19 protein-coding genes are annotated in these 22,359 nt (G+C 71.4%); 8 read left to right on the top strand and 11 right to left on the bottom strand.

All coding sequences use genetic code 11. From position 1 onward, the window contains the following. The first annotated feature begins 373 nt into the window (after positions 1-373). The 4 genes from D3272_RS11625 to D3272_RS11610 all read left to right on the top strand — a co-directional run bounded on the left by D3272_RS11625 (position 374) and on the right by D3272_RS11610 (position 5,971). On the top strand, positions 374-1,597 hold the full coding sequence (locus D3272_RS11625) for an MFS transporter (protein ID WP_129219330.1): 1,224 nt from the start codon (positions 374-376) through the stop codon (positions 1,595-1,597). A gap of 299 nt (positions 1,598-1,896) precedes the next feature. Next, positions 1,897-3,630 carry an ABC transporter permease gene (locus D3272_RS11620; protein ID WP_129219329.1) on the top strand — a complete coding sequence of 578 codons (1,734 nt, stop codon included), beginning with the start codon at positions 1,897-1,899 and terminating at the stop codon, positions 3,628-3,630. 98 nt (positions 3,631-3,728) lie between these two features. Beyond that, positions 3,729-5,045 (top strand): ABC transporter ATP-binding protein, encoded by a 1,317-nt coding sequence (locus D3272_RS11615; RefSeq protein ID WP_129219328.1) that lies wholly within the window; start codon positions 3,729-3,731, stop codon positions 5,043-5,045. Between the two features lie 110 nt (positions 5,046-5,155). Further along, positions 5,156-5,971 (top strand): DUF2076 domain-containing protein, encoded by an 816-nt coding sequence (locus D3272_RS11610; protein ID WP_129219327.1) that lies wholly within the window; start codon positions 5,156-5,158, stop codon positions 5,969-5,971. Positions 5,972-5,976: 5 nt separating this feature from the next. On the opposite strand, the gene D3272_RS11605 is transcribed toward D3272_RS11610, so the two are convergent. Beyond that, positions 5,977-6,867, bottom strand: coding sequence for a LysR family transcriptional regulator (locus tag D3272_RS11605; protein WP_129219326.1), 891 nt, complete (start codon positions 6,865-6,867; stop codon positions 5,977-5,979). A gap of 112 nt (positions 6,868-6,979) precedes the next feature. Here D3272_RS11605 and D3272_RS11600 point away from each other — a divergent pair, with 112 nt between their 5' ends. Then, positions 6,980-8,473 (top strand): CoA-acylating methylmalonate-semialdehyde dehydrogenase, encoded by a 1,494-nt coding sequence (locus D3272_RS11600; protein ID WP_129219325.1) that lies wholly within the window; start codon positions 6,980-6,982, stop codon positions 8,471-8,473. A 10-nt stretch (positions 8,474-8,483) separates the two neighbouring features. On the opposite strand, the gene mtnA is transcribed toward D3272_RS11600, so the two are convergent. After that, complete coding sequence (gene mtnA, locus D3272_RS11595; RefSeq protein WP_129219324.1) at positions 8,484-9,593, bottom strand: S-methyl-5-thioribose-1-phosphate isomerase; 1,110 nt, start codon at positions 9,591-9,593, stop codon at positions 8,484-8,486. A gap of 92 nt (positions 9,594-9,685) precedes the next feature. Here mtnA and D3272_RS11590 point away from each other — a divergent pair, with 92 nt between their 5' ends. Next, positions 9,686-10,285 (top strand): DUF5666 domain-containing protein, encoded by a 600-nt coding sequence (locus tag D3272_RS11590; RefSeq protein WP_129219323.1) that lies wholly within the window; start codon positions 9,686-9,688, stop codon positions 10,283-10,285. Between the two features lie 245 nt (positions 10,286-10,530). Here the strand turns inward: D3272_RS11590 and msrA are convergent, their stop codons facing one another. Beyond that, positions 10,531-11,235, bottom strand: a complete 705-nt coding sequence (msrA, locus tag D3272_RS11585; protein ID WP_129219322.1) for a peptide-methionine (S)-S-oxide reductase MsrA — start codon at positions 11,233-11,235, stop codon at positions 10,531-10,533. An 81-nt stretch (positions 11,236-11,316) separates the two neighbouring features. Further along, on the bottom strand, positions 11,317-12,234 hold the full coding sequence (locus D3272_RS11580; protein ID WP_129219321.1) for a sugar kinase: 918 nt from the start codon (positions 12,232-12,234) through the stop codon (positions 11,317-11,319). Positions 12,235-12,367: 133 nt separating this feature from the next. Between D3272_RS11580 and D3272_RS11575 the strand changes: the two genes are divergently transcribed. Continuing rightward, complete coding sequence (locus tag D3272_RS11575) at positions 12,368-13,744, top strand: NAD(P)-dependent oxidoreductase (RefSeq protein ID WP_428977986.1); 1,377 nt, start codon at positions 12,368-12,370, stop codon at positions 13,742-13,744. Then, positions 13,744-15,060, top strand: coding sequence for an NAD-dependent dihydropyrimidine dehydrogenase subunit PreA (gene preA, locus D3272_RS11570; RefSeq protein ID WP_129219319.1), 1,317 nt, complete (start codon positions 13,744-13,746; stop codon positions 15,058-15,060). Before D3272_RS11575 ends, preA begins: the two co-directional genes overlap by 1 nt. Before the next feature lie 557 nt (positions 15,061-15,617). On the opposite strand, the gene D3272_RS11565 is transcribed toward preA, so the two are convergent. Genes D3272_RS11565 through D3272_RS11535 form a run of 7 tightly spaced genes read right to left on the bottom strand, consistent with a single transcriptional unit; the run spans position 15,618 to position 22,331 of the window. Beyond that, positions 15,618-16,208 carry a GNAT family N-acetyltransferase gene (locus D3272_RS11565; protein WP_129219318.1) on the bottom strand — a complete coding sequence of 197 codons (591 nt, stop codon included), beginning with the start codon at positions 16,206-16,208 and terminating at the stop codon, positions 15,618-15,620. Next, entirely contained in the window at positions 16,205-17,005 is an 801-nt protein-coding gene (locus tag D3272_RS11560) for an MBL fold metallo-hydrolase (RefSeq protein ID WP_129219317.1), read from the bottom strand. The genes D3272_RS11565 and D3272_RS11560 overlap by 4 nt, the downstream gene beginning before the upstream one ends. Then, entirely contained in the window at positions 17,002-17,796 is a 795-nt protein-coding gene (locus D3272_RS11555; protein ID WP_129219316.1) for a TatD family hydrolase, read from the bottom strand. Before D3272_RS11555 ends, D3272_RS11560 begins: the two co-directional genes overlap by 4 nt. Next, complete coding sequence (gene metG, locus D3272_RS11550) at positions 17,796-19,361, bottom strand: methionine--tRNA ligase (RefSeq protein WP_129219315.1); 1,566 nt, start codon at positions 19,359-19,361, stop codon at positions 17,796-17,798. Before metG ends, D3272_RS11555 begins: the two co-directional genes overlap by 1 nt. A gap of 20 nt (positions 19,362-19,381) precedes the next feature. After that, on the bottom strand, positions 19,382-20,440 hold the full coding sequence (locus D3272_RS11545; protein ID WP_129219314.1) for a DNA polymerase III subunit delta': 1,059 nt from the start codon (positions 20,438-20,440) through the stop codon (positions 19,382-19,384). Further along, the gene (gene tmk, locus D3272_RS11540; RefSeq protein ID WP_129219313.1) at positions 20,437-21,108 is read right to left on the bottom strand and encodes a dTMP kinase; all 672 of its coding nucleotides are present in this window, start codon (positions 21,106-21,108) and stop codon (positions 20,437-20,439) included. Before tmk ends, D3272_RS11545 begins: the two co-directional genes overlap by 4 nt. Continuing rightward, positions 21,105-22,331, bottom strand: a complete 1,227-nt coding sequence (locus D3272_RS11535) for a D-alanyl-D-alanine carboxypeptidase family protein (protein ID WP_245496505.1) — start codon at positions 22,329-22,331, stop codon at positions 21,105-21,107. Before D3272_RS11535 ends, tmk begins: the two co-directional genes overlap by 4 nt. Positions 22,332-22,359: the final 28 nt, after the last annotated feature.

The raw sequence follows: 22,359 nt of genomic DNA, 5'->3' as shown, positions 1-22,359 counted from the left end.
GAATCACCAGGGGTTGATGCGGCGGAGGAAGCCGGGAGGCACGGAAGGCGCGGAGTTGCAGCCCGGCCGACTTGTCCACAGCCTCCTCTCCTTCCGCGGCGGCGCGGCGCGTCCCACCCCGCCGCAAGCCCGAAATCCGTGACGGTATCGAACCCGTGCGACGACGCAAACTGAAATCGTTGAGTAATTTCACTTGTTTTCGGGATGAGGGGCCTTCGTTCACAAAGTCTCAGTGCAGCCATGCGCTATCGCGGGTGTCGACTCGCCGGTGTCGCAATATGATCATGCTGCAGTGCAACAGGGCCGATGCGCCGGGGGACGTCCCCAACGGCCGGCACCCAGCGGCTCCCGCCAGGGCCACGGAGAGGATCCCATGACGGATGCCGCGATCGACCGGGCCGCGCTTCCGCGCGCCGAGGCGGGCCAGGAGACACGTCACGAGCGGCGCAAGACGGCGCTGATCGAATTCGCCCTCGCCGTGGGAGGCTTCGGCATCGGCACGGGCGAATTCGCCACGATGGGCCTGCTCCCCGACATGGCCCGGAGCCTCGGCGTGACGGAGCCGGCGGCCGGCACCGTCATCAGCGCCTATGCGCTCGGCGTGGTGGTGGGCTCGCCCATCATCGCGGTGCTGGCCGCGAAGCTGTCGCGCCGCGTGCTGTTGCTCGGCCTCATGGGGCTGTTCACGCTCGGCAACCTCCTCAGCGCCTTCGCCCCGGCCTACCCGTCGCTCCTCGCCCTGCGCTTCCTCACCGGCATGCCGCACGGCGCCTATTTCGGCGTGGCGTCGCTGGTGGCGGCCTCGCTGGCACCGCCCGGCAGGCGGGCCCAGGCGGTCGGCCGCATCATGCTGGGGCTCACCATCGCCACGCTGGTGGGGACCCCGGCCGCCACATGGCTCGGCCAGGGCCTCGGCTGGCGCATGACCTTCGCGGCCGTCGGCGGCATCGGCCTCGTCACGCTGGTCCTGCTGGCGCTGTTCATGCCGGCGACGCGGGCCAAGGCGTCGAGCCCGCTGGTCGAACTCGGCGCGCTGCGCCGCGGGCAGGTGTGGCTGACGCTCGGCATCGCGGCCGGCGGCTGCGGCGGAACCTTCGCCATCTACACCTACGTGGCCTCCACCCTGACGCAGGTTTCGGGGGTGCCGGCCGTGATAGTGCCGGTGGTGCTGTGCCTGTTCGGCGCCGGCATGGTGCTGGGCAACCTCGTCGGCCCCAAGCTGGCCGACCGGTCGCTGATGGGCTCCATCGGCCTCGTCCTGGCCTGGGACGCCGTCGTGGCGGCGCTCTTCGTCGTGACGGCCCACAATGCCTGGACGGCGGCCGCCACCGTCTTCCTGATCGGCTGCGGCTTCGCCATCCTGCCGGGCTTGCAGACGCGCCTGATGGACGTCGCCGCCGATGCCCAGACGCTCGCGGCGGCGCTGAACCATTCCGCCTTCAACATCGCCAATGCGCTCGGCGCCTGGCTCGGCGGCGTCACCATCGCGGCCGGCTACGGCTGGACCTCGACGGGGTGGGTCGCCTCGGCCCTGTCGGTCTGCGGCCTCGGCATCTTCGCGGTCTCGCTGGGCCTGGAGCGTCGGGCGAAAGCCTGACGCGAGCATGGAAGGGGCGTCGGGCGAAAGCCTGACGCGAGGGTGGAAGAGCGGCGGGCGAAGGCCTGACGCGACCGTGGAAGGAGCGTCGGGCGAAGGCCCGACGCGGGCATGGAAGGGGCGGCGGGGGAGGGCCCGACGCGAACCCCACATGGAAAACGAGGCTCGGGGCCGGGCCGGACGCGGCCGGGCCGGGGCGCCTTGAGCGTGGCTTTGACGTCATCGCATTGTCACGGCGATCCAACATGCGATAGGCAGCCCTGGCGCCCTGCGGCGCGACCCTCCATCAGGTATCCCGCATGGCATCCAGATTCGTGGCCTTCACGTCGCTCGGCCGACGCGCGCTGCCCAACCAATGGGACGTCATCGCGCTGTCATTGATCTTCGGCCTCTTCGTGCTGGTGGCCCGCGGGTCGCACGACATGGTCGTTCCGCTGCCGTCGCCGGATTCGGCGCCCATCTCGCTCGACTACGCCTACCTGCCCTATTACGCCCTGCGCACCACGCTTCGCATGTTCCTGGCCCTGGGGGCCTCGCTCGCCTTCACGCTGACCTATGCCACGCTGGCGGCGAAGAGCCGGCGGGCCGAAACCGTGCTGATCCCGCTGCTCGACGTGCTGCAGTCGGTGCCGATCCTGGGCTTCCTGTCCTTCACCGTGACGTTCTTCCTGAACCTGTTCCCGGGCTCGGTGCTGGGGGCGGAACTCGCCGCCATCTTCGCCATCTTCACGAGCCAGGCCTGGAACATGGCCTTCTCGTTCTACCAGTCGCTGCGCACCGTGCCGGACGACCTCGCCGAGGTCTGCGAAGGGTTTCGGCTGTCGTCCTGGCAGAAGTTCTGGCAGCTCGAGACGCCCTTCGCCATGCCGTCGCTCATCTACAACATGATGATGTCGATGTCGGGCGGGTGGTTCTTCGTCGTGGCGGCCGAGGCCATCACGGTGGGCGACACGACCATCAAGCTGCCGGGCATCGGCTCCTATCTCGCCACCGCCATCGATGCCAAGGACATCAGGGCGGTGCTGGCCGCCGTCGTCATGGTGCTGGTGGTGATCCTGCTCTACGACCAGCTGATGTTCCGCCCCATCGTCACCTGGGCCGACAAGTTCAAGGTGGAGCTGTCGGCCTCGCAGGCGACGTCGAAGTCCTGGGTGCTGAACCTGCTCGCCCGCACCTTCTGGGTGCGCCGCGCCGCGGCCCCGCTCGAAGGCGCCTTCGAATGGTTCACGAGCCTGCGCCTCGACCTGCCGCGCCTCGGGCGCCGCCGGAACAGCTCGCCCGTGGTGTCGCGGGCCGTCGACGTCGCCTGGGTCGTGGTGATCGGCCTCATCGCGGTCTACGGCGCCTGGCACGCCGTGCTGTTCATCGCCACGACGCTGAGCTGGGGCGACGTGGTCCAGACGATCGGCCTCACGCTCATCACCATGCTGCGGGTGGTGGTGCTGCTCACGCTCGCCAGCCTCGTCTGGGTGCCGATCGCGGTGTGGATCGGGCTGCGGCCCGCCGTGGCGGAGCGGGTGCAGCCCGCGGCCCAGTTCCTGGCGGCCTTCCCGGCCAACGTCGTGTTCCCCATCGCGGTCGTGGGCATCCTGACGTTCCACCTCGACCCCGACATCTGGCTGTCGTTCCTCATCATCTTCGGGACGCAGTGGTACATCGTGTTCAACGTGATCGCCGGCGCGTCGGCCTTCCCCAACGACCTGCGCGAGGCGGCGTCGAACTTCCGCATCACCGGCTGGTCCTGGTGGTTCAAGGTAATGATCCCCGGGATCTTCCCCTATTACGTCACCGGGGCCCTCACGGCCTCGGGCGGCTCGTGGAACGCCGCCATCGTGGCCGAATACGTGAAATGGGGGAACGACAGGGTCTCGGCCACGGGCATCGGCGCCTATATCGCGCAGGCGACGGAGGCGGGCGACTTCCCCAAGATCGTGCTCGGCGTCGGCATGATGTCGATCTTCGTCATCCTCTACAACCGCCTGCTGTGGCGGCCGCTCTTCGGCTATGCCGAGCGGCGCCTGCGCCTCGGCTGACGGCGCTCTCGCCCGCAAGCCGAAGGGCGGAAGCGCTCCGGCCTCGACACCCAGCCCAGAACCCCCGTGATCGCGACAGCGCCGAAAGGTCTTGAACCATGCTCGAAGAGGTGAAGGGCGGCCCGCTGCTGGAAGTGCGCCACGTCAGCCAGCGCTACAAGGGCGGCAGCGACGAGGACTCGCCGGCGGTGCTCGACGACGTGTCGACCCAGCTGTCGCGCGGGGAGATCGTGGGCCTGCTCGGCCGCTCCGGCTGCGGGAAGTCGACGCTGCTGCGCATCGTGTCGGGCCTCATCCGGCCCTCGGCCGGCGAGGTCGTGTACCAGGGCGAGCCCCTGACGGGCCCGGCCGACGGCGTCGCCATGGTGTTCCAGAGCTTCGCGCTGTTCCCCTGGCTTTCGGTGCTGGAGAACGTCGAGATCGGCCTGAAGGCGCTGAAGATCGCGCCCGACGAGGCGCGCCGGCGCGCCCTGGCCGCCATCGACCTCATCGGCCTCGACGGCTACGAATCCGCCTATCCCAAGGAACTGTCGGGCGGCATGCGCCAGCGCGTCGGCTTCGCCCGCGCGGTCGTCACCCACCCCAACATCCTGCTCATGGACGAGCCCTTCTCGGCGCTCGACGTGCTGACGGCGGAAACGCTGCGCTCGGACCTCATCGACCTGTGGAGCGAGGGGCGCCTGCCCATCAAGTCCATCCTCATGGTCACCCACAACATCGAGGAGGCGGTGCTGATGTGCGACCGCATCCTGGTGCTGTCGTCCCACCCCGGCCGCATCGCCTCCGAGATCCGGGTGACGCTGCCCCATCCGCGCAACCGGCTCGACCCGATCTTCCGCCAGCTCGTCGACAACATCTACGCCCTGATGACCCGGCGCTCGACCACGAAGCAGCCCGGCAAGGACGGGCTCTTCCCCGGCACCGGCATCGGCATGGTGCTGCCCCGCGTGTCGACCAACTCGCTCGCCGGCCTCATGGAGGAGGTCGCGGCCGAGCCCTACAACGGCAAGGCCGACCTGCCCCACCTCGCCGACTCGCTGCAGATGGAGATCGACGACCTGTTTCCCATCGCCGAAACCCTGCAGCTGATGCGCTTCGCCGAGCTCGAGGAGGGCGACATCAAGCTGACGGGTGCCGGCCGCCGCTTCGCCGACGCCGAGGTCGACGCCCGCAAGAAGCAGTTCGGCGACCACCTCATGGCCTACGTGCCGCTGGCCGCCCGCATCAAGCGCGTGCTCGACGAGCGGCCTTCCCACGTCGCCAATGCGGCCCGATTCCGCGAGGAACTCGAGGACTACATGAGCGAGGACTATGCCGAGAAGACGCTGCGCTCGGCCATCAATTGGGGCCGCTACGGCGAAGTCTACGCCTACGACGAGGACAACCAGTCCTTCAGCCTCGAGAACCCGACCTGAGGACCCGGCCCGAGGCCCATTCGCGGCCTCGGGGGACCTCCTTGGTTCCGGCGGCGTTGTCCCCATATAGGGCGCGCCGGGCAGCGGCCCGCCACTGAGGGAGACGCAACGTGAACTCCGACGAACGTCAACTCATCACGGGTCTCTTCGACCGCATGAAGTCGGTGGGAAGCCAGGGGCGCGACCGCGACGCCGATCAGCTCATCACCGATCAGGTCCGCCAGCAGCCCTACGCCCCCTATCTCCTCACCCAGACCGTCCTGGTGCAGGACCAGGCGCTGCGCGCCGCCAACGACCGCATCCAGCAGCTCGAGGAGCAGGTGCGCCAGACGCAGGCTCCGGGACAGCAGAACGAGGGCGGCTTCCTCGGCGGGCTCGGGCGCATGTTCGGCGGCGGTGCCGCCGGGGCCGCGGCCTCCTCGGTGCCGTCGACCGGCCATGCCGCCCAGCCCGACCCCTACCGCGGCCAGCAGCCCGGCTACGGGCAGCAGCAGGGCTATGGGCAGCAGCCCGGCTACGGCCAGCAGCAGCCGCCCCAGGGTCCCTGGGGCAACCAGGGCTATGCCCAGCAGCAGCCCCAGGGCGGCGGCATGTTCGGCGGCGGGGGCGGCGGCGGTGGCGGCTTCATGAAGGGTGCGCTCGGCGCGGCGGCCGGCGTCGCCGGCGGCGTGCTCATGGCGGACGGCATCCGCAACCTCTTCTCCGGCGGTCACAATCCCATGGGGATCGCGTCTGGGTTCGGCGGCGGCGAGGGTGGCTTCGGCGCACCGGGCGGCGAGACCGTCATCAACAACTACTACGACAGCCCGCAGGACCAGCAGCCGTCCGACAACCAGGGCGGCGGCTACCAGGCCGGCAACTACGGCAACGACGGCGGCGGCGACACGGGCGGCGGCGATCCCGGCGGCTACAGCCAGGACGTCTGACCCCGTCAGTCCCGCTGCAAGAACAGGGCGCGGTCGTCGGCGACCGCGTCCACCAGCAGGTCGTGCACGGCGCGGATGCGGCCGATGCCGCGCGTGTCCTCGTGCTCGACGATCCAGTAGGCACGCCGCGCGCGCCGCTCCGGCAACACCCGGACGAGGTCGGCGTGGCGGAGCGCGATGAAGTCGTGCAGCACGCCGATGCCGACGCCGGCCCGCACCGCCTCGAGCTGGCCGATGGCGCCCGCGCATTGGAAGGCGATCGGCGCGTCGCCGCAGAGTTCGGCCACGTAGTCGAGCGCCGGGGAATAGTTGAAGTCCTCGACGTAGCCGACGAGCCTGTGACCCGTCAGGCCCGAGACCCCTTCGGGCGCGGGGTGGCGCCCGAGATAAGCCGCCGAGGCGAAGAGGCCGAGCGAATAATCCGTCAGCTTGCGGGTGACGAAGCGCCCCGCCTCCGGCTTTTCGAGCACGACGGCGATGTCCACCTCGCGCCGCCCGACCGGGCCCGCCTGCGGCGTCGGCACGAGCTGGATCCCGATCGCAGGATGGCGCTGCGCTAGGGCGGCGAAGAGCCCGGCGAGGTAGTAGGTCGAGAGCCCGTCCGGCGCGCCGATCCGCACCGTGCCGGAAAGCTCGACGTCGCGGTCGCCGAGCTCCGCTTGGGCCTGGAGGAAGGCCGTCTCCATGCGCTCGGCCGCGCCGAGGAAGCGCCCGCCCGCCTCGGTCAGCGCGACGCCGGTGGTGCGGCGCTCCAGGAGCCGGGCGTTCAAGGCCCGCTCCAGCGCGGAGACGCGCCGCGCCGCCGTGGCGTGATCGACCTTGAGGGCCCGCGCCGCGGCGACGAACTGGCCGGCGCGGGCGACGGCGAGGAACACCCGGACGTCGTCCCAGTTCACGGCGGCTCCGGTCTGCCGGCTTCTGCACAGCGGTTGCGCGAATGACGCGATTGCTGTGCAAATTTATCGGGCCATAGTGGGCCCCAGTCAACGACAAGGGGGAGACGACACCATGGTGGACTATGGGCATTTCATCGGCGGCCGACATGTCGCGGGATCGTCGGGCCGCACGGCCGACATCTTCTGGCCCATGACGGGCGAGGTCGCCGGCAAGGTGGCGCTGGCCTCGGCCGAGGAGGTCCGCCGGGCCGTCGAGAACGCCCGTGAGGCGCAGGTCGGCTGGGCGGCCGTCAACCCGCAGCGCCGCGCCCGCGTCTTCATGAAGTTCCTCGAGCTGATCCATCGGGACATGAACGAACTCGCGACCCTCCTCGCCCACGAGCACGGCAAGACCGTCGCGGACGCCAAGGGCGACATCCAGCGCGGCTACGAGGTCGTCGAGTTCGTCATGGGCGTGCCGCACCTCATGAAGGGCGAGTTCACCGACGGCGCCGGCCCGGACATCGACGCCTATTCGATCCGCCAGCCGCTCGGCGTCACGGCCGGCATCACGCCGTTCAACTTCCCCGCCATGATCCCGATGTGGAAGTTCGCGCCCGCCATCGCCTGCGGCAACGCCTTCATCCTGAAGCCCTCCGAACGCGATCCCGGGGTGCCGATGCGGCTCGCCGAGCTGATGATCGAGGCGGGCCTGCCGGCCGGCGTGCTCAACGTCGTCAACGGCGACAAGGAGGCGGTCGACGCCCTGCTCGACGACCCGGACGTGAAAGCCATCGGCTTCGTCGGCTCGACGCCCATCGCCGAATACATCTACGGACGCGGCGCCGCCAAGGGCAAGCGCGTCCACGCCTTCGGCGGGGCCAAGAACCACATGGTCATCATGCCGGATGCCGACATGGACAAGACCGTGGATGCGCTGATCGGCGCCGGCTACGGCTCGGCCGGGCAGCGCTGCATGGCCATCTCGGTGGCGGTGCCGGTGGGCCACGGCACGGCCGAGAAGCTGATGGAGAAGCTGGTGCCGCGCGTCGAGGCGCTGAAGATCGGCCCCTCGACGGATGCCTCCGCCGACTACGGCCCGATGATCACGCAAGCCGCCGTCGACAAGGCCAGGATGTACATCGAGAGCGGCCTCGCCGAGGGCGCCACGCTGGCGGTCGACGGCCGCAACTTCCGGATGCAGGGCTACGAGAAGGGCTTCTATCTCGGCTCGTGCCTGTTCGACAACGTCACGGAGGACATGCGGATCTACAAGGAGGAGATCTTCGCGCCCGTGCTGTCGGTGCTGCGCGCCAAGAGCTACGACGAGGCGCTGCGGCTGTGCAACGACCACGAATACGGCAATGGCGTCGCGATCTTCACGCGGGACGGCGATGCCGCGCGGGACTTCGTGTCGAAGGTGCAGGTCGGCATGGTCGGCGTCAACGTGCCGATCCCGACGCCGCTGGCCTACTACTCCTTCGGGGGCTGGAAGCGCTCGGTGTTCGGCGACCTCAACCAGCACGGCCCGGACGCCATCCGCTTCTACACCAAGTCCAAGAACGTCACGGCGCGATGGCCGTCCGGCGTGAAGGAAGGGGCCGAGTTCTCCATGCCCACCATGTGAGGACCGGGCCTCACGCGGCCCTGTCGGCCTCCTCGCGGGGGAACAGGGCGGTGAGGCCCGCCTCGGAGGCCGGACAGATCCCGCGCTCGGTGACCAGCCCCGTCACCAGCCGGGCCGGCGTGACGTCGAAGGCGAAGTTGGCGACGGGGCTGCCGCGCGGCACGATCCGCACCGTCTCGATCGCGCCCGCGGCCGTCTCGCCGGTCATCAGCGCCACCTCGTCGGCGGCCCGTTCCTCGATGGGGATCTGGCGGACCCCGTCGCTGATGCGCCAATCGACGGTCGAGGAGGGCAGGGCGACGTAGAAGGGCACGCCGTTGTCCTGCGCGGCCAGCGCCTTGAGGTAGGTGCCGACCTTGTTGCAGACGTCGCCGGTGCGGGTCGTGCGGTCGGTGCCGACGATGCACAGGTCCACCTTGCCGTGCTGCATCAGGTGACCGCCGACATTGTCCACCACCACCGTGTGGGGCACGCCCTCGGCGAGCAGCTCGTAGGCGGTGAGGCTGGCGCCCTGGTTGCGCGGCCGCGTCTCGTCGACCCAGACGTGGACCGGCACGCCCGCGCGATGCGCCTTGTAGATCGGCGCCAGGGCCGTGCCCCAATCCACGGTGGCGAGCCAGCCGGCGTTGCAATGGGTGAGCACGTTCACGGGGCGGGAGCGACCCGCCCGCTCCCAGGCCGCCCGGATCAGCCCGGCACCGTGCTCGCCGATGGCCGCGCAGGTGGCGACGTCCTCGTCGGCGATGGCGGCGGCCTCGGCATAGGCGGCGCGGCGGCGATCCGCCGGCTGCCGGGCGGCGAGCTTCGCCCGCATGCGGTCGAGCGCCCAGCGCAAATTGACGGCGGTGGGCCGGGCCACCAGCAGGCGCCCGTAGGCGGCGGCGAGGTTGCCGTCGCCGGGATCGGTCGCCATGGCCAGCGCCAGGCCGTAGGCGCCGGTCGCGCCGATGAGCGGCGCGCCCCGCACCGTCATGTCCGCAATCGCCTCGGCGGCTTCGGCATCGCTCCGCAGGGTGCGCAGCGCGAAACGGTGGGGCAGGGCCCGCTGGTCGATCACCACGACGGCGGTGCCGTCCTCGCCGAGCCAGATGGTGCGGGTGTCGCGGCCGTCGATGCGCATGGGGCCTCCTTGCCGCGCGGTGCTCTGCGCCCATCCTTAACGGCAGCGGCCGCGCGGGCAAACCGGCGGCGCGCCGATCCGAGGAAAAACCCATGATGAAACGCGTCCTGACGCTGCTCGCTGCCCTGTCGCTGACGGGAGGCGCCGCGTTGGCGCAGAGCGCCACCAAGATCCGCGGCACGGTCGTGTCGCTGGATGCCGAGGCCCTGCACCTGAAGGACGCGGCCGGCACGGAGGTCACCGTCGCGCTGCCGGCGTCCTCCACCGTGACGGCGCTGGTGCCGGCCCGCCTCGCCGACGTGACGCCGGGCAGCTTCATCGGCGCCGCCGCCGAGACCGCGGCGGACGGCCGGCTCGTCGCCAAGGAGGTCCACATCTTTCCCGAATCCATGCGCGGGGCCGGGGAGGGCCACCGCGCCTTCGACCTCGGGCCGAACAGCACGATGACGAACGGCACGGTCGGCAACGAGGTGAAGGGCAACACGGGCGATCGGCTCACCGTCGCCTACAAGGGCGGCGAGAAGGTCATCGAGGTGCCGAAGGAGGCGCCGGTCGTCGCCTTCGCGCCCGGCGACCGCGCCATGCTGGCCCCCGGCGCCCACGTGATCGTCCAGGCCCAGAAGGCGGAGGGCGGCACCCTCACGGCGCAGCGCGTCACCGTCGGCAAGGACGGGCTGGTCCCGCCGATGTGAGGCCGCCCGAAAGCCGCTGGGGCGGACCGCCGGTCCAGCCCGGGCAGGGCGGCAACGGCGACATGCCGGGCCTGGTGGCGCGGGCCCTCCCGCGCCGCTCTCGACCGGTCGTGGCGGCCACGCTCCCGGCCCGACCGTCGCGCGCTCGGAACCGGGGAGCGTATCCGGTTCGTGCCCGTCCGCCCGCTGAAACGATGGGGTATCGTCTCATCGTTGCCGGAGGAGGGGCCCCCGGGCACGGACCCTCAGTCGGCCGCGACCCGCACGGGCGCGTCGCGGTAGAGCCCCGGGTAGAGCCGGCGCAGCGCCGTGATCTTCGGGGCGTCGTTCATCACGATGTAGAGGCTGTCCGGATGATGGATCAGGTAGTCCTGGTGGTAGTCCTCGGCCGGGTAGAACCCGCGCAGCGGCTCCAGCGTCGTGGTGATGCGGCCGTGTAACTGGCCGCCGGCGCCGAGTTGGGCGATGTAGCCCTCGGCGGCCCGGCGCTCGGCCGCATCCGCGACGAAGATGGCCGAGCGGTATTGCGGCCCGGTATCCGGGCCCTGCCCGCCGACCTGTGTGGCGTCGTGCGCGGTCGAGAAGAAGAGCTGCAGCAGCTTGCCGTAGGAGATGGCGGCGGGGTCGTAGGTGATCTCCACGGCCTCGGCATGGCCGGTCCCGCCGGAGCCGACCGTGCGGTAATGGGCGGTCGCGGCCTCGCCCCCGGCATATCCGGCGACGACGCGGGTCACGCCTCGGACGTGTTCGAACATGCCCTGGAGACCCCAGAAGCAGCCGCCCGCCAGCACGACCCGGCGCAGGCCGGGCGCGCCGGGATCGAGGTCGGCGGCCGGGGGTGGCAGCCTGACGGGCCGCTCCGCCGCCGGCGCCAGGACGGCGGCTCCGCCGCACAGGAGCGCCGCCAGGGCGGCGATGGCCAGGGGCCGTTTCAAAGCTGATCCGATCATGGCGACCTCGGGGTTAGGGTTTCGGGGTAGGGGGGCGGACGCCGCCGCCCTCCTCCTGGTGCGCGCCGGCCCGCCGGCCCGTTACGCCGACGCCTGGAGGGCGGCCAGCACATCGGCGCGGCGCGGCATGGGGTCGACGGCGCCGTAGCCCCGCGTGGCCAGCGCCGCCGCCGTGTTGGCGTAGAGGCCGGCCCGGAAGGCGTCGCCGGTCGACAGGTACTCGGCCAGGAAGGCGCCGTCGAACGTGTCGCCTGCCCCCGTGGCATCCACGGCCTCGACCCGATGGGGCGGGATCCGCAGCCGCTGCTCCGCGGTGGCGATGAGGCAACCCTGGCTGCCGAGCTTCAGCGCGACGATGCGGGCCCCGAAGGACAGGTAGCGGTCCGCGACCGCGTCGGGATCCTCGACCCCGACCAGCAGCCGCGCATCGTCGAGGCCGGGCAGGGCGATGTCGATGTTCGTCATGGCCTCGTGGATCACCGCCCGGGCCCGGGGCACCGGCCAGAGCTTCACGCGGATGTTGGTGTCGTAGGACAGCAGCACGCCTGCCGCCCGCGCCTCCGCCATGGCGGCGAAGACCGCATCGGCGGCGCGCGTCGAGATCGCCTGGCTGATGCCCGAAACGTGCAGCACCTTGGCGGAGCGGATCGCGTCGCGCGGCAGGTCCTCGGGACCGAACAGGCTCGCCGCCGAGCCGGCGCGGCGGTACGAGAACTCGTGCCCGGCCTCGGTGTGGGCCACGAAATAGATGCCGGTCGGCGCCGCGGCGTCCACCTTCACGCTCGCCGCGTCGACGCCCTCCCGGGCCCACATGGCGAGCAGCATGCGGCCGAACTCGTCGTCGCCCACCGCCGTCGCCATGCCGGCCGCGGCGCCGGACCGTGCCGCCGCCACCATGGCGTTGGACACGTCGCCGCCGCAACTCACGGCATAGTGCTCCGTTCCCTTGTGCCGATTGAGCTCGACCATGGGCTCGCCGAGCGCGATGATGTCGGGCATGCGTCCGTCCTCTTAAAGTGCCGCTTTTCACGCCTTGTGCTGCCGTTCTCTTCGTCTTGACAAGCCCAATCGCCCGGGACGAGACTTGACCAGCTGGTCAGGTTGTATTCGGCGGGTGTCGGGGAGGGCGGAGATGGCGTCGATGGCGACGGACGGCGTGACGGGCTGGCGGCTCGCCCCCGAGGACTACGTCGGCAACTTCGCCGACCTGTCGCCGCCACTGACGCGGCACGAGGCCTTCGTCGAATCGGAACGCTGCTACTTCTGCTACGACGCGCCCTGCGTGCAGAGCTGCCCGACCGGCATCGACATCCCGCTCTTCATCCGGCAGATCGCCAAGGACAATGCGATCGGGGCCGCCGAGACCATCCTCTCCGCCAACATCATGGGGGGCATGTGCGCGCGGGTCTGCCCGACCGAGCAGCTCTGCGAGGAAGCCTGCGTGCGCGAGCATGCGGAGGGAAAGCCGGTGCGCATCGGCTCGCTGCAGCGCCACGCCACCGACGCCATCATGGCGGCCTCGGCCGCCGCCGGGCGCCACCCCTTCCCCCGCGCCCCCGAGACGGGGCGCAGCGTGGCCGTGGTGGGGGCAGGGCCGGCGGGCCTCTCGGCCGCCCATCGCCTGGCGCTGCTCGGCCACGCCGTGACGCTCTACGACGCCAAGCCCAAGCTCGGCGGCCTCAACGAATACGGCATCGCCGCCTACAAGACGCCGGCGGATTTCGCCCAGGCGGAGGTCGACTTCATCCTCGGCATCGGCAACATCGCGGTGGTGCCAGGGGTTCGGCTCGGGGTCGGGACCGACCTCGCCACGCTGCGCGGCCGGCACGACGCCGTGTTCCTCGGCCTCGGCCTCGGCGGCGTCAACGCGCTGGCCGGCATGGAGGACCAGCGCAACGTCGTCGACGCGCTGAGCTTCATCGAGGCGCTGCGGCAGGCGCCCGACAAGGCCGCCGTTCCGGTCGGCCGCCGCGTCGTCGTGATCGGCGGGGGCATGACGGCGGTCGACGCCGCCGTTCAGGCGCGGCGCCTCGGCGCCGAACAGGTCACGATCGCGTATCGCCGCGGCGCCGCCGACATGAAGGCCAGCCGCTGGGAGCAGGAACTGGCGCAGACCAACGGCGTCGTGATCCGCCACTGGATGACGCCGGCCGGCTTCGACAGCCGGGACGGGGCCGTGACGGCCGTGCGCTTCGCCCATCGCGGGGCGGACGGTTCCGCGGCCGCCGAGGGCGTCGCAATCGCGGCCGACCTCGTGCTCTGCGCCATCGGCCAAAGCTTTCTCGCGGGCTCGCTCGGCACCGGCGACCTCGCGCTCGAGGGCGGGCGGATCCGCGTCGACGCCGAGCGCCGCACCACCCTGCCGGGCGTCTGGGCCGGGGGCGACTGCGTGGCGGGCGGGCTCGATCTCACCGTGAGCGCCGTCGAGGACGGCAAGCGGGCCGCCATCGCCATCGACGCCCATCTCCGGGCGACGGAACCCGTTTCCCTCCTGGCGGGAGCCGCCTGATGGCCGACCTTCGCACCGACTTCCTCGGCATCCGCTCGCCGAACCCGTTCTGGCTCGCTTCGGCGCCCCCGACGGACCGCAAGACCAACGTGCTGCGCGCCTTCAAGGCGGGCTGGGGCGGCGTCGTGTGGAAGACGCTCGGGGAGGAGGGGCCGCCCGTCGTCAACGTGTCGGGGCCGCGCTACGGCGCCATCCACGGGCCCGACCGGCGCCTGATGGGCTTCAACAACATCGAGCTCATCACCGACCGGCCGCTCGAGCTGAACCTCCAGGAGATCGCCGAGGTCAAGAAGCTCTACCCCGACCGGGCGCTCGTCGCCTCGATCATGGTGCCCTGCGACGAGGACAGCTGGAAGCGGATCCTGCCACGGGTGGAGGCCACGGGCTGCGACGGCGTGGAGCTGAACTTCGGCTGCCCGCACGGCATGAGTGAGCGCGGCATGGGCTCGGCGGTGGGGCAGGTGCCCGAGTACATCGAGATGGTGGCGCGCTGGTGCAAGGCCTTCACCCGCCTGCCCGTCATCGTGAAGCTCACCCCCAACATCACCGACATCCGCCACCCGGCCCGCGCCGCCAAGCGCGGCGGCGCCGATGCGGTGTCGCTGATCAACACCATCAACTCCATCGTCTCGGTCGACCTCGACCGCATGGCGCCGGCGCCCCACGTCGACGGCCGCGGCACGCATGGCGGCTATTGCGGCCCGGCCGTGAAGCCCATCGCCCTGTCGATGACGAGCGAGATCGCGCGCGACCCCGAGACCCGCGGCATGCCGATCTCGGCCATCGGCGGCATCACCACCTGGCGCGACGCCGCCGAGTTCATCGCGCTCGGCGCCGGCACCGTCCAGGTCTGCACCGCCGCCATGACCTACGGGTTCAAGGTGGTGGACGAGATGGTGACGGGCCTCTCGACCTTCATGGACGCCAAGGGCTACCGCACGATCGAGGACTTCCGCGGCCTGGCGGTGCCCAACGTGACCGACTGGCAGTACCTCAACCTGAACTACGTGGCCAAGGCCCGCATCGACCAGGACCTCTGCATCAGCTGCGGCCGCTGCCACATCGCCTGCGAGGACACGTCCCACCAGGCCATCACGGCGACGGTGGACGGTCGGCGCCGGTTCGTCGTCAAGGACGACGAATGCGTGGGCTGCAACCTTTGCGTCGAGATCTGCCCGGTCGAGAACTGCATCACGTTGGAGCACCGCACCGTCGGCACCGACCCCCGCACCGGCCAGCCCTACGCCCAGCCCTACGCCAACTGGACGCAGCATCCCAACAACCCGGCTTCGTCGGCCGGGCGGGCGGCGGAATAGTCCCACCGCGCCGCGTGCCGCGTGAGCCGAGGCCGCCTAGCCTGGAGCGGCGGTCCGGATCCTGCGGCCGCCGCGCCCGGTCCCGGCGGCCGCGTGCGGTCATGGGCGCGCTTTCATCATGGGCACGCCTCGGTCACGCGCAGGTCCTGGCTTTGCCCGGATCAAGGGCCAAGGCACGCCATCGCCATCGCCATCGAGGTCGCGCAAGACCGTCCAGCGTCGCTCCCAGGCTCCCGGCCTGCAACGAGCCGGATTCGCATAATCCATATTATGGAACGTTTTATCGGGATGGCGGGGCATCCCGGACAGATCTGGCAAGCTCCTGTTAACCATGACGGGCCGGACGATTCCGCCGGGATTTGGAGGTGCCGATCCTACGCGTGCCGCCGCTCACATCGCGTTAACGATGCGCTCCGCGACCGACCCGGCGTGGAGCCGGCTTCCCGAGAAGCGTGAGGGTGATGCGGGCAGGGCGCCCCGATACCGACCGCCCTGCCCCTGCCCGACTTCTGCCCCCGCCCGGCCCTGCTCCGGCGGCATCGGCGGGCGTCGGGCAGTCAGGTCAGGATCGGGCGATGCGGCTGCACGTGCGCCGGGATGTGCCCGGTGGCCCGCGGGTCGGGCACGACCTCGACGTGGGTGCGGAACGGCCGGAAGCCTTCGCGCCGATAAAGGTCCACGGCGGCGGGATGATCGAGGTCGCAGGTGTGGACCCAGACGCGCCGCGTCGTCCCCATCCAAGCCCGATGCAAGGCGGTGCGGAGCAGCAGCGGGCCCAGGCGCCGCCCGATGAAGTCGGGCAGGAGGCCGAAGTAGCTCAGCTCCACCTCCGCGGCGACGCGGCGGTCGAGCTCCGCGAACCCACCAGGTTGGCCGTCGACGCTGAGCAACCAGACTTCGGTGCGCTCGTCCTGCACCCATTCCGCCAGGGCCGCGTCGGTCCAGCGCCGGCGCCCTCCCCACAGCCAGGGCTCGCCGACGGTACCGTAGAGGAAACGGTAGAACGCCACCGTGGGGCGGGTCACCCGCTCGATCCGGCAGCCCGGCGGCAGCGCGGGCTCCCGCGCTGCCGCCTCCGGACAGGCGAACATCTCGAGCGACGTCACGGTCTCGGCGATGTGGCCGGGCGGGACGGCGCTCTGCGTCATGGCGCGAAGGGCAGGGCCATGCCGTCGTAGGCCGGCACGATGGCGGGCGGCAGCGTGGCGCGCAGCGTGGCATAATCGAGGTCGTTGTGGAGGTTGGTCAGCACGGCCCGCTTCGGCGCGAACAGCGCCACCGCTTCCAGCGCTTCGGACAGCGAGAAATGGCTCGGATGCGGCTTGTAGCGCAGCGCGTCCACGATCCACAGGTCCAGGCCTTCGAGGAAGCGCTCGCTTTCGGGCGGGATGCGGTTCAGGTCCGGCGTATAGGCGACATCGCCGATGCGCAGGCCGAGCGCGTCGATCTCGCCGTGTTCGAGCCGGAAGGGCGTGATGGCGACCTCGCCCCCTGCCCCGTCGAAGCTCTGCGGCTCGCCCGCCACGAGCCGCCGCTCGTCGAGCAGCGGGGGATAGAGGCTGCCCGGGGGCGTGCGGAACACGTAGGCGAACTTCTGCGTCACGTCCCGCGACGTGGTCTCGTCCATGAAGACCTCGATGCGCCGCCGGGAGCCGAGGACCAGCGGGCGCACGTCGTCGATGCCGTGGACGTGGTCGGCGTGCGGGTGGGTCAGCACGATGGCGTCGAGCGCGTCGATGCCGGTGGTGAGCAGTTGCTGGCGCAGGTCCGGCGACATGTCGACCAGCACCCGCGTCGTGCCGCCGGGGCCGCGCCGCTCGACCAGGATCGAGCAGCGCTGGCGCGCGTTCTTCGGCTCGGACGGGTCGCAGGCGCCCCACCCCTGCCCCACGCGCGGCACGCCGCCCGAGGATCCGCAGCCCAGGATGGTGATGGTGCCGCTCATGGCAGGCTCGGCGCGCGGGGCGGCAGCTTGGCGAAGAGCCGGTCGACGTTGCGGCTGGTGGCCTCGGCGAAATGCGCCGGGTCCACGCCCTTCACGCCGGCCAGCACGCGGGCGGTCTCGGCCACGAAGGCTGGCTCGTTGCGCTTGCCGCGATGGGGAACGGGGGCGAGGAACGGCGCGTCGGTCTCGACCAGCATGCGGTCCAGCGGCACGTCGCGGGCCACGGCGCGCAGCGCTTCGGAGTTCTTGAACGTCACCACGCCCGAGAAGGAGACGGACAGCCCGAGCTCGAGCCCGGCGGCGGCGAGCTCCGCCGAGGAGGTGAAGCAATGCAGCACGGCGGAAAAGCGCCCGCGCCCCATCTCGTCGCGCAGGATCGCCGCCATGTCGGCATCGGCGTCGCGCGAATGGATCACCAGGGGCAGGCCGGTCTCGCGCGCGGCCGCAATGTGGGTGCGGAACACCCGGTCGGCGATGTCGCGCGGCGCCGCGTCGTAATGGTAGTCGAGCCCCGCCTCGCCGATGCCGACGCATTTGGGGTGGCGGGACAGCGCCACGAGGCGGGCGAGCGGCACGTCGGGCTCCTCGGCCGCCTGGAGCGGATGGGTGCCGACGGTGAAGAACACCTCCGGGAACCGCTCCGCGATGGCGGCGATCTCGGCGTGGCGCTCCACCCGGGTCGAGATGGTGATGAGGCGCGACACGCCGGCCTCCCGCGCCCGCGCCACCACGGCGTCGAGCTCGGCGGCGAAGTCCGGGAAGTCGAGGTGGCAGTGGCTGTCCGTCAGCATCAGGCCACGGCTCCCGCCTCGGCCTCGGCTTCGATGTAGCGCGGGAAGATGACGGCCGGGGCCGGCAGGGCGGTGCCGGCGGGGAGGCGGTGGGCGGGGCCGAAATGCGCGAAGTCCCGCGCCGCCGCGGCGACGCCGAGGAGGTCGAGCAGCCGGCCCATGGCGCCCGGCATCACGGGCTGCACCACCAGCGCCACCGCGCGCAGCACCTCGGCCGTGACCCACAGGATGGTCTCCATGCGGGCCGTGTCGGTCTTGCGCTTGATCCAGGGCTCCTCGGCCGTGAAGTAGCGGTTGGCGGCTCCCACCACGCGCCAGGCCTGGGCCAGGTAGTCGTGCAGGGCGAAGTCCGTCATGGCGGCCCGCGCCTGGTCGAGCAGCGCATCGGCCTCGGCCAGGATGGCGCGGTCCGCGTCGAGGAGGTCGCCGGGGGTCGGCACGGCGCCCCCGCAGTTCTTGGCGATCATCGACAGCGAGCGCTGGGCGAGGTTGCCGAGGTCGTTGGCGAGGTCGGCGTTGATCCGCCCGACGATGGCCTCGTGCGAGTAGTTGCCGTCCTGGCCGAAGGGCACCTCGCGCAGGAAGAAGTAGCGCAGGGCATCGACGCCGTAATGTTCGGCCAGCGCCGCCGGCGAGATGACGTTGCCGACCGACTTCGACATCTTCTCGCCCCTGTTGAACAGGAAGCCGTGCACCACGACCTGCCGGGGCAGGGGCAGGCCGGCCGACATGAGGAAAGCCGGCCAGAACACGGCGTGGAAGCGGCTGATGTCCTTGCCGATGAGGTGCACGTCGGCCGGCCAGAAGCGGGCGCGGGGGTCTGCCGCGTCCGGAAAGCCCGTCCCCGTCAGGTAGTTGGTGAGGGCGTCGACCCAGACGTACATGACGTGCTTGGGGTCGCCCGGCACCGGGATGCCCCAATCGAAGGTCGTGCGGCTGATCGACAGGTCGTTCAGGCCGCGCGCCACGAAGCTCGCCACCTCGTTGCGGTACTTCTCCGGCGTCACGAAGTCGGGGTGGGCGGCGTAATGGGCGAGCAGCCGGTCGCCATAGGCGGACAGGCGGAAGAACCAGCTCTCCTCCTCCACCCACTCGACCGGCGTGCCCGTGGGGGCGAGGCGCGTGCCGTCCGGGCCGTCCACGAGGTCGGCCTCGTCGTGGTAGGCCTCGTCCCGCACCGAATACCAGCCGGAATAGCGCGACAGGTAGATGTCGCCGCGGCTTTCCATGCGGCGCCAGATCTCCTGGACGGCGACGCGGTGGCGCGGCTCGGTCGTGCGGACGATGTCGTCGGCCTCGGTGCCGAGCAGGCGGTTCATGGCGAGGAACTGTCCCGCGGTGCGATCGGCCAGGCCCTGCGGGGTCAGGCCCTCACGCGCGGCCGTCTGCTGCATCTTCTGCCCGTGCTCGTCCATGCCCGACAGGCTCAGCACGTCGAAGCCGTCGAGGCGCTTGAAGCGCACGATGGCGTCCTGCGCGATCCGCTCGTAGGCGTGCCCGATGTGGGGGGCGCCGTTGGCATAGGGGATGGCGGAGGAGATGCAGTAGGTCGGGCGCGGGGCCATGAACGGTCTTACGCTGGAGTTCAGAGCGCGCGCGTCGCCTGGGACAGGTCCGCGAAGGTCGAGAACAGGAAGGTCTTCTTGTCGAGGTTGAGGGCCAGCGTGTCGCGCGCGGAGCGGCGCACTTTCTCCCATACCTCGGCCAGGGGTGCAAGGCGGCGCGGGTCACCGCCCCCCTGCCCCAGCCGCCCGTGGAGCCAGTCGAGGATGGCACCGGTCAGCACCGCGAAATCGTCCTCGTCGGTGCCGATCCGGTCGGCGAGGCGGTGCAGGTCGCCCCAGTTCACCTCCGGCAGCCGGGCGAGCAGGCGCGCGGCGTCGCGGTCGAGCGTGAGCCGTTCGCCGCCGAGGTAGTGCAGGGCGCCGCTCACCGACTGGCCGGCGCGTTCGGCGGCCTCCGCCAGCGCCGCCGGCTCGGCCGCCGACCAGGGCGGCCCGAGCGCCACCAGGGCCGCCACGGCATCGGCATTCGACAGGGGGTCGAGCAGCAGCAGGCGGCAGCGCGAGCGCAGGGTCGGCAACACCTGGGCGGGGTGATGCGCCACGACAAGGAACAGCGAGCGCCCCGGCGGCTCCTCGACGAGCTTCAAGAGGGCGTTGGCGCTGTTGCGGTTGAGGTCCTCGGCCGAATCCAGGATGCAGATGCGATAGCCCCCGGCGCGGCTGGCCTGCTGGAATAGGCCCGAAGCCCGGCGCACCTCGTCGACGCGGATCTCCGTGTAGAACTTGCCGCTCTTGTCGTTGAAGGCCCGGCGCAGCACCGCGACGTCGCCCGGAGCGCCCGACGCGATGCTGAGCGCGGCCGGATGGTCGGGCGGCACCGACAGGTCGCGCGCGTCCCGAACCGCCGGCGCGCCGGGGTCGGGGTGGGCCAGCAGGAAGCGGGCGAAGCGCCAGGCCAGCGTCGCCTTGCCGGTGCCCTGCCGCCCTCCCAGCAGCCAAGCGTGATGCAGCCGACCCGCCCGGTAGCTGTCGAGCAACTCCGCCTCGGCCCGGGCCTGGCCGAACAGCACGGCGGTCTGGCGCGGGTGGGGCGCGGGGTCGACCCGGTCGCTTTCCGGCGGCCCGTCGGACACTCTCACGGCGCGCCGCCCGCCGCACCCCGGCCCAGCGCCGGGAAGCGCCGGCCGACGATCAGCCACAGGGTTTCGGCGACGTCGTCGAGGCTTCGGCCGGCGTCGACGACGAGGCAGCGCCCCGGCTCCCGCCCGGCATTGTCCAGGAAGGCCCGGCGCAGGCCCTCGTGGTAGGTTTCGGCTTCCCGCTCGAAGCGGTCCGGCGCCGCCGCGCCGCGCCGCGCCCTCGCCCTGGCGAGGCCCGTCGCGACGTCGAGGTCGAGCAGCACGGTCAGGTCCGGCATGGTTTCCCCTACGACGAGGCGCTCCAGGCCGGCGAGCAGGCCCGCGTCCACGCCGTCGACGGCGCCCTGGTAGACGCGCGTCGAGTCGACGAAGCGGTCGCAGACCACGAAGCTGCCCCGCGCCAGGGCGGGGCGGATCGTGGCGTCGAGATGGTCGATGCGGGCGGCGGCGAACATCATGGCCTCGGCCACCGGCCCGAGCGGCGCGACCACGCCCGACAGCAGCGCGTCGCGGATGCGCTCCGCCCGCGGCGAGCCCCCCGGCTCGCGCGTGCCGAGGGCCTCGTGGCCGGCGGCGCGGATGCGCTCGACGAGGCGCCGGGCCTGGGTGGACTTGCCGCTCCCTTCCCCGCCTTCGAGCGTGATGAAGCCGCCGGTGCCCGGCGTCACGGGGCGGCCTGACCGCCCTGCGGCGCCTGATTGGCTGGCGGCGCCGGTGGACGTCCGAAGTTCTGGCGGATCAGCGCCGTTCCGAGCTCGAGCCCGGCGTCGAGCGCCCGTCGCGGCAGGGCTCCGACCGGCACGGCGGCCGCGGTCTTCAACGGCACGGACAGGATCTCGGTGGCGCCGCGGAACACCCGCAGCTCCCCCACCGCCGTGCCGGCCGCGACCGGCGCCTGCAACGGGCCCGCATAGGTGATCTTGCCGGTCAGCCCGTCGCCGGAACCGCGCGGCACCAGCAGCTTCACGGCCTCGCCGGCGACCAGCGGCACCTCCCGGCTGTCCCCGCCATACACCTGCGCCGTGCCCACCACCTCGCCGGCGCCGTAGAGGTCGCGCGGCTCGAAGGCCCGGAAACCCCAGGTCAGCAGCTTGAAGCTCTCGTTCGCCCGGTCCCGCGCGGTCTTCAGCCCGTTCACCACGACGATGAGCCGCTCTCCGTTCTGCACCGCCGAACCCACGAGGCCGTAGCCGCTCTCGGCGATGTCGCCCGTCTTGAGGCCGTCGGCACCGATGTTCATCGCGAGCAGCGGGTTGCGGTTGAGCTGGCGCACCTTGTTCCAGGTGAACTCCCGCTCGCCGAAGTAGCGGTACAGGTCCGGATAGGTGCGGATGACGTGCTGCGCCAACAGGGCCATGTCGCGCGCCGTCACGCGCTGGTTCGGGTCGCCCCGACCCCAGGGGTTCTGGAACACCGAATGCGTCATGCCGAGCTCGCGGGCGCGCCGGTTCATCAGCGCGGCGAAATTGTCCTCCGAGCCCGAGATGCCCTCGGCGAGCGCGATGGCGGCGTCGTTGCCGGACTGGACCACGAGGCCCTGGATGAGGTCGACGATCGGGATGCGGCTGTTCAACGCCGCGAACATGGTGGAGCCGCCCGACTTGGCACCCCCTGCCCGCCAGGCGTTCTCCGAGATCACGAACGTGTCGTCGAGCTTGAGGCGGCCCTCCTTGATCTCCCGGAAGGCGATCTCGGCGGTGAGGATCTTCGTCGTGGAGGCCGGCGCCATCTCCTTGTCGGCGTTCTTGTCGAACAGCACGCTGCCGGTGTCGGCGTCGATCAGCAGCGCGAAGGGCGCGATGGTCTGGAAGGATTCGGCCGCCCCGCCCGGAAGGGAGCCGCCCAACAGCAGGGCGAGGGACAGCAGGGCGCGCGCCGTCTTGGTCGGCAAGGGGGCCTCGTGCGGTAGGGTGCGGCGC

This window comes from Lichenibacterium ramalinae (genome assembly GCF_004137085.1).
Lineage (GTDB): Bacteria > Pseudomonadota > Alphaproteobacteria > Rhizobiales > Beijerinckiaceae > Lichenihabitans > Lichenihabitans ramalinae.
The sequence above is the reverse complement of the archived record's forward strand: the minus strand, read 5'-3'. Positions and strand labels throughout refer to the sequence as shown.

Coding starts and splice junctions, on each gene's coding strand:
- D3272_RS11625 (WP_129219330.1), top strand. CDS start 374: ATGACGGATGCCGCGATCGACCGGGCCGCGCTTCCGCGCGCCGAGGCG.
- D3272_RS11620 (WP_129219329.1), top strand. CDS start 1,897: ATGGCATCCAGATTCGTGGCCTTCACGTCGCTCGGCCGACGCGCGCTG.
- D3272_RS11615 (WP_129219328.1), top strand. CDS start 3,729: ATGCTCGAAGAGGTGAAGGGCGGCCCGCTGCTGGAAGTGCGCCACGTC.
- D3272_RS11600 (WP_129219325.1), top strand. CDS start 6,980: ATGGTGGACTATGGGCATTTCATCGGCGGCCGACATGTCGCGGGATCG.
- mtnA (WP_129219324.1), bottom strand. CDS start 9,593: ATGCGCATCGACGGCCGCGACACCCGCACCATCTGGCTCGGCGAGGAC.
- D3272_RS11590 (WP_129219323.1), top strand. CDS start 9,686: ATGATGAAACGCGTCCTGACGCTGCTCGCTGCCCTGTCGCTGACGGGA.
- msrA (WP_129219322.1), bottom strand. CDS start 11,235: ATGATCGGATCAGCTTTGAAACGGCCCCTGGCCATCGCCGCCCTGGCG.
- D3272_RS11580 (WP_129219321.1), bottom strand. CDS start 12,234: ATGCCCGACATCATCGCGCTCGGCGAGCCCATGGTCGAGCTCAATCGG.
- D3272_RS11575 (WP_428977986.1), top strand. CDS start 12,368: ATGGCGTCGATGGCGACGGACGGCGTGACGGGCTGGCGGCTCGCCCCC.
- preA (WP_129219319.1), top strand. CDS start 13,744: ATGGCCGACCTTCGCACCGACTTCCTCGGCATCCGCTCGCCGAACCCG.
- D3272_RS11565 (WP_129219318.1), bottom strand. CDS start 16,208: ATGACGCAGAGCGCCGTCCCGCCCGGCCACATCGCCGAGACCGTGACG.
- D3272_RS11560 (WP_129219317.1), bottom strand. CDS start 17,005: ATGAGCGGCACCATCACCATCCTGGGCTGCGGATCCTCGGGCGGCGTG.
- D3272_RS11555 (WP_129219316.1), bottom strand. CDS start 17,796: ATGCTGACGGACAGCCACTGCCACCTCGACTTCCCGGACTTCGCCGCC.
- metG (WP_129219315.1), bottom strand. CDS start 19,361: ATGGCCCCGCGCCCGACCTACTGCATCTCCTCCGCCATCCCCTATGCC.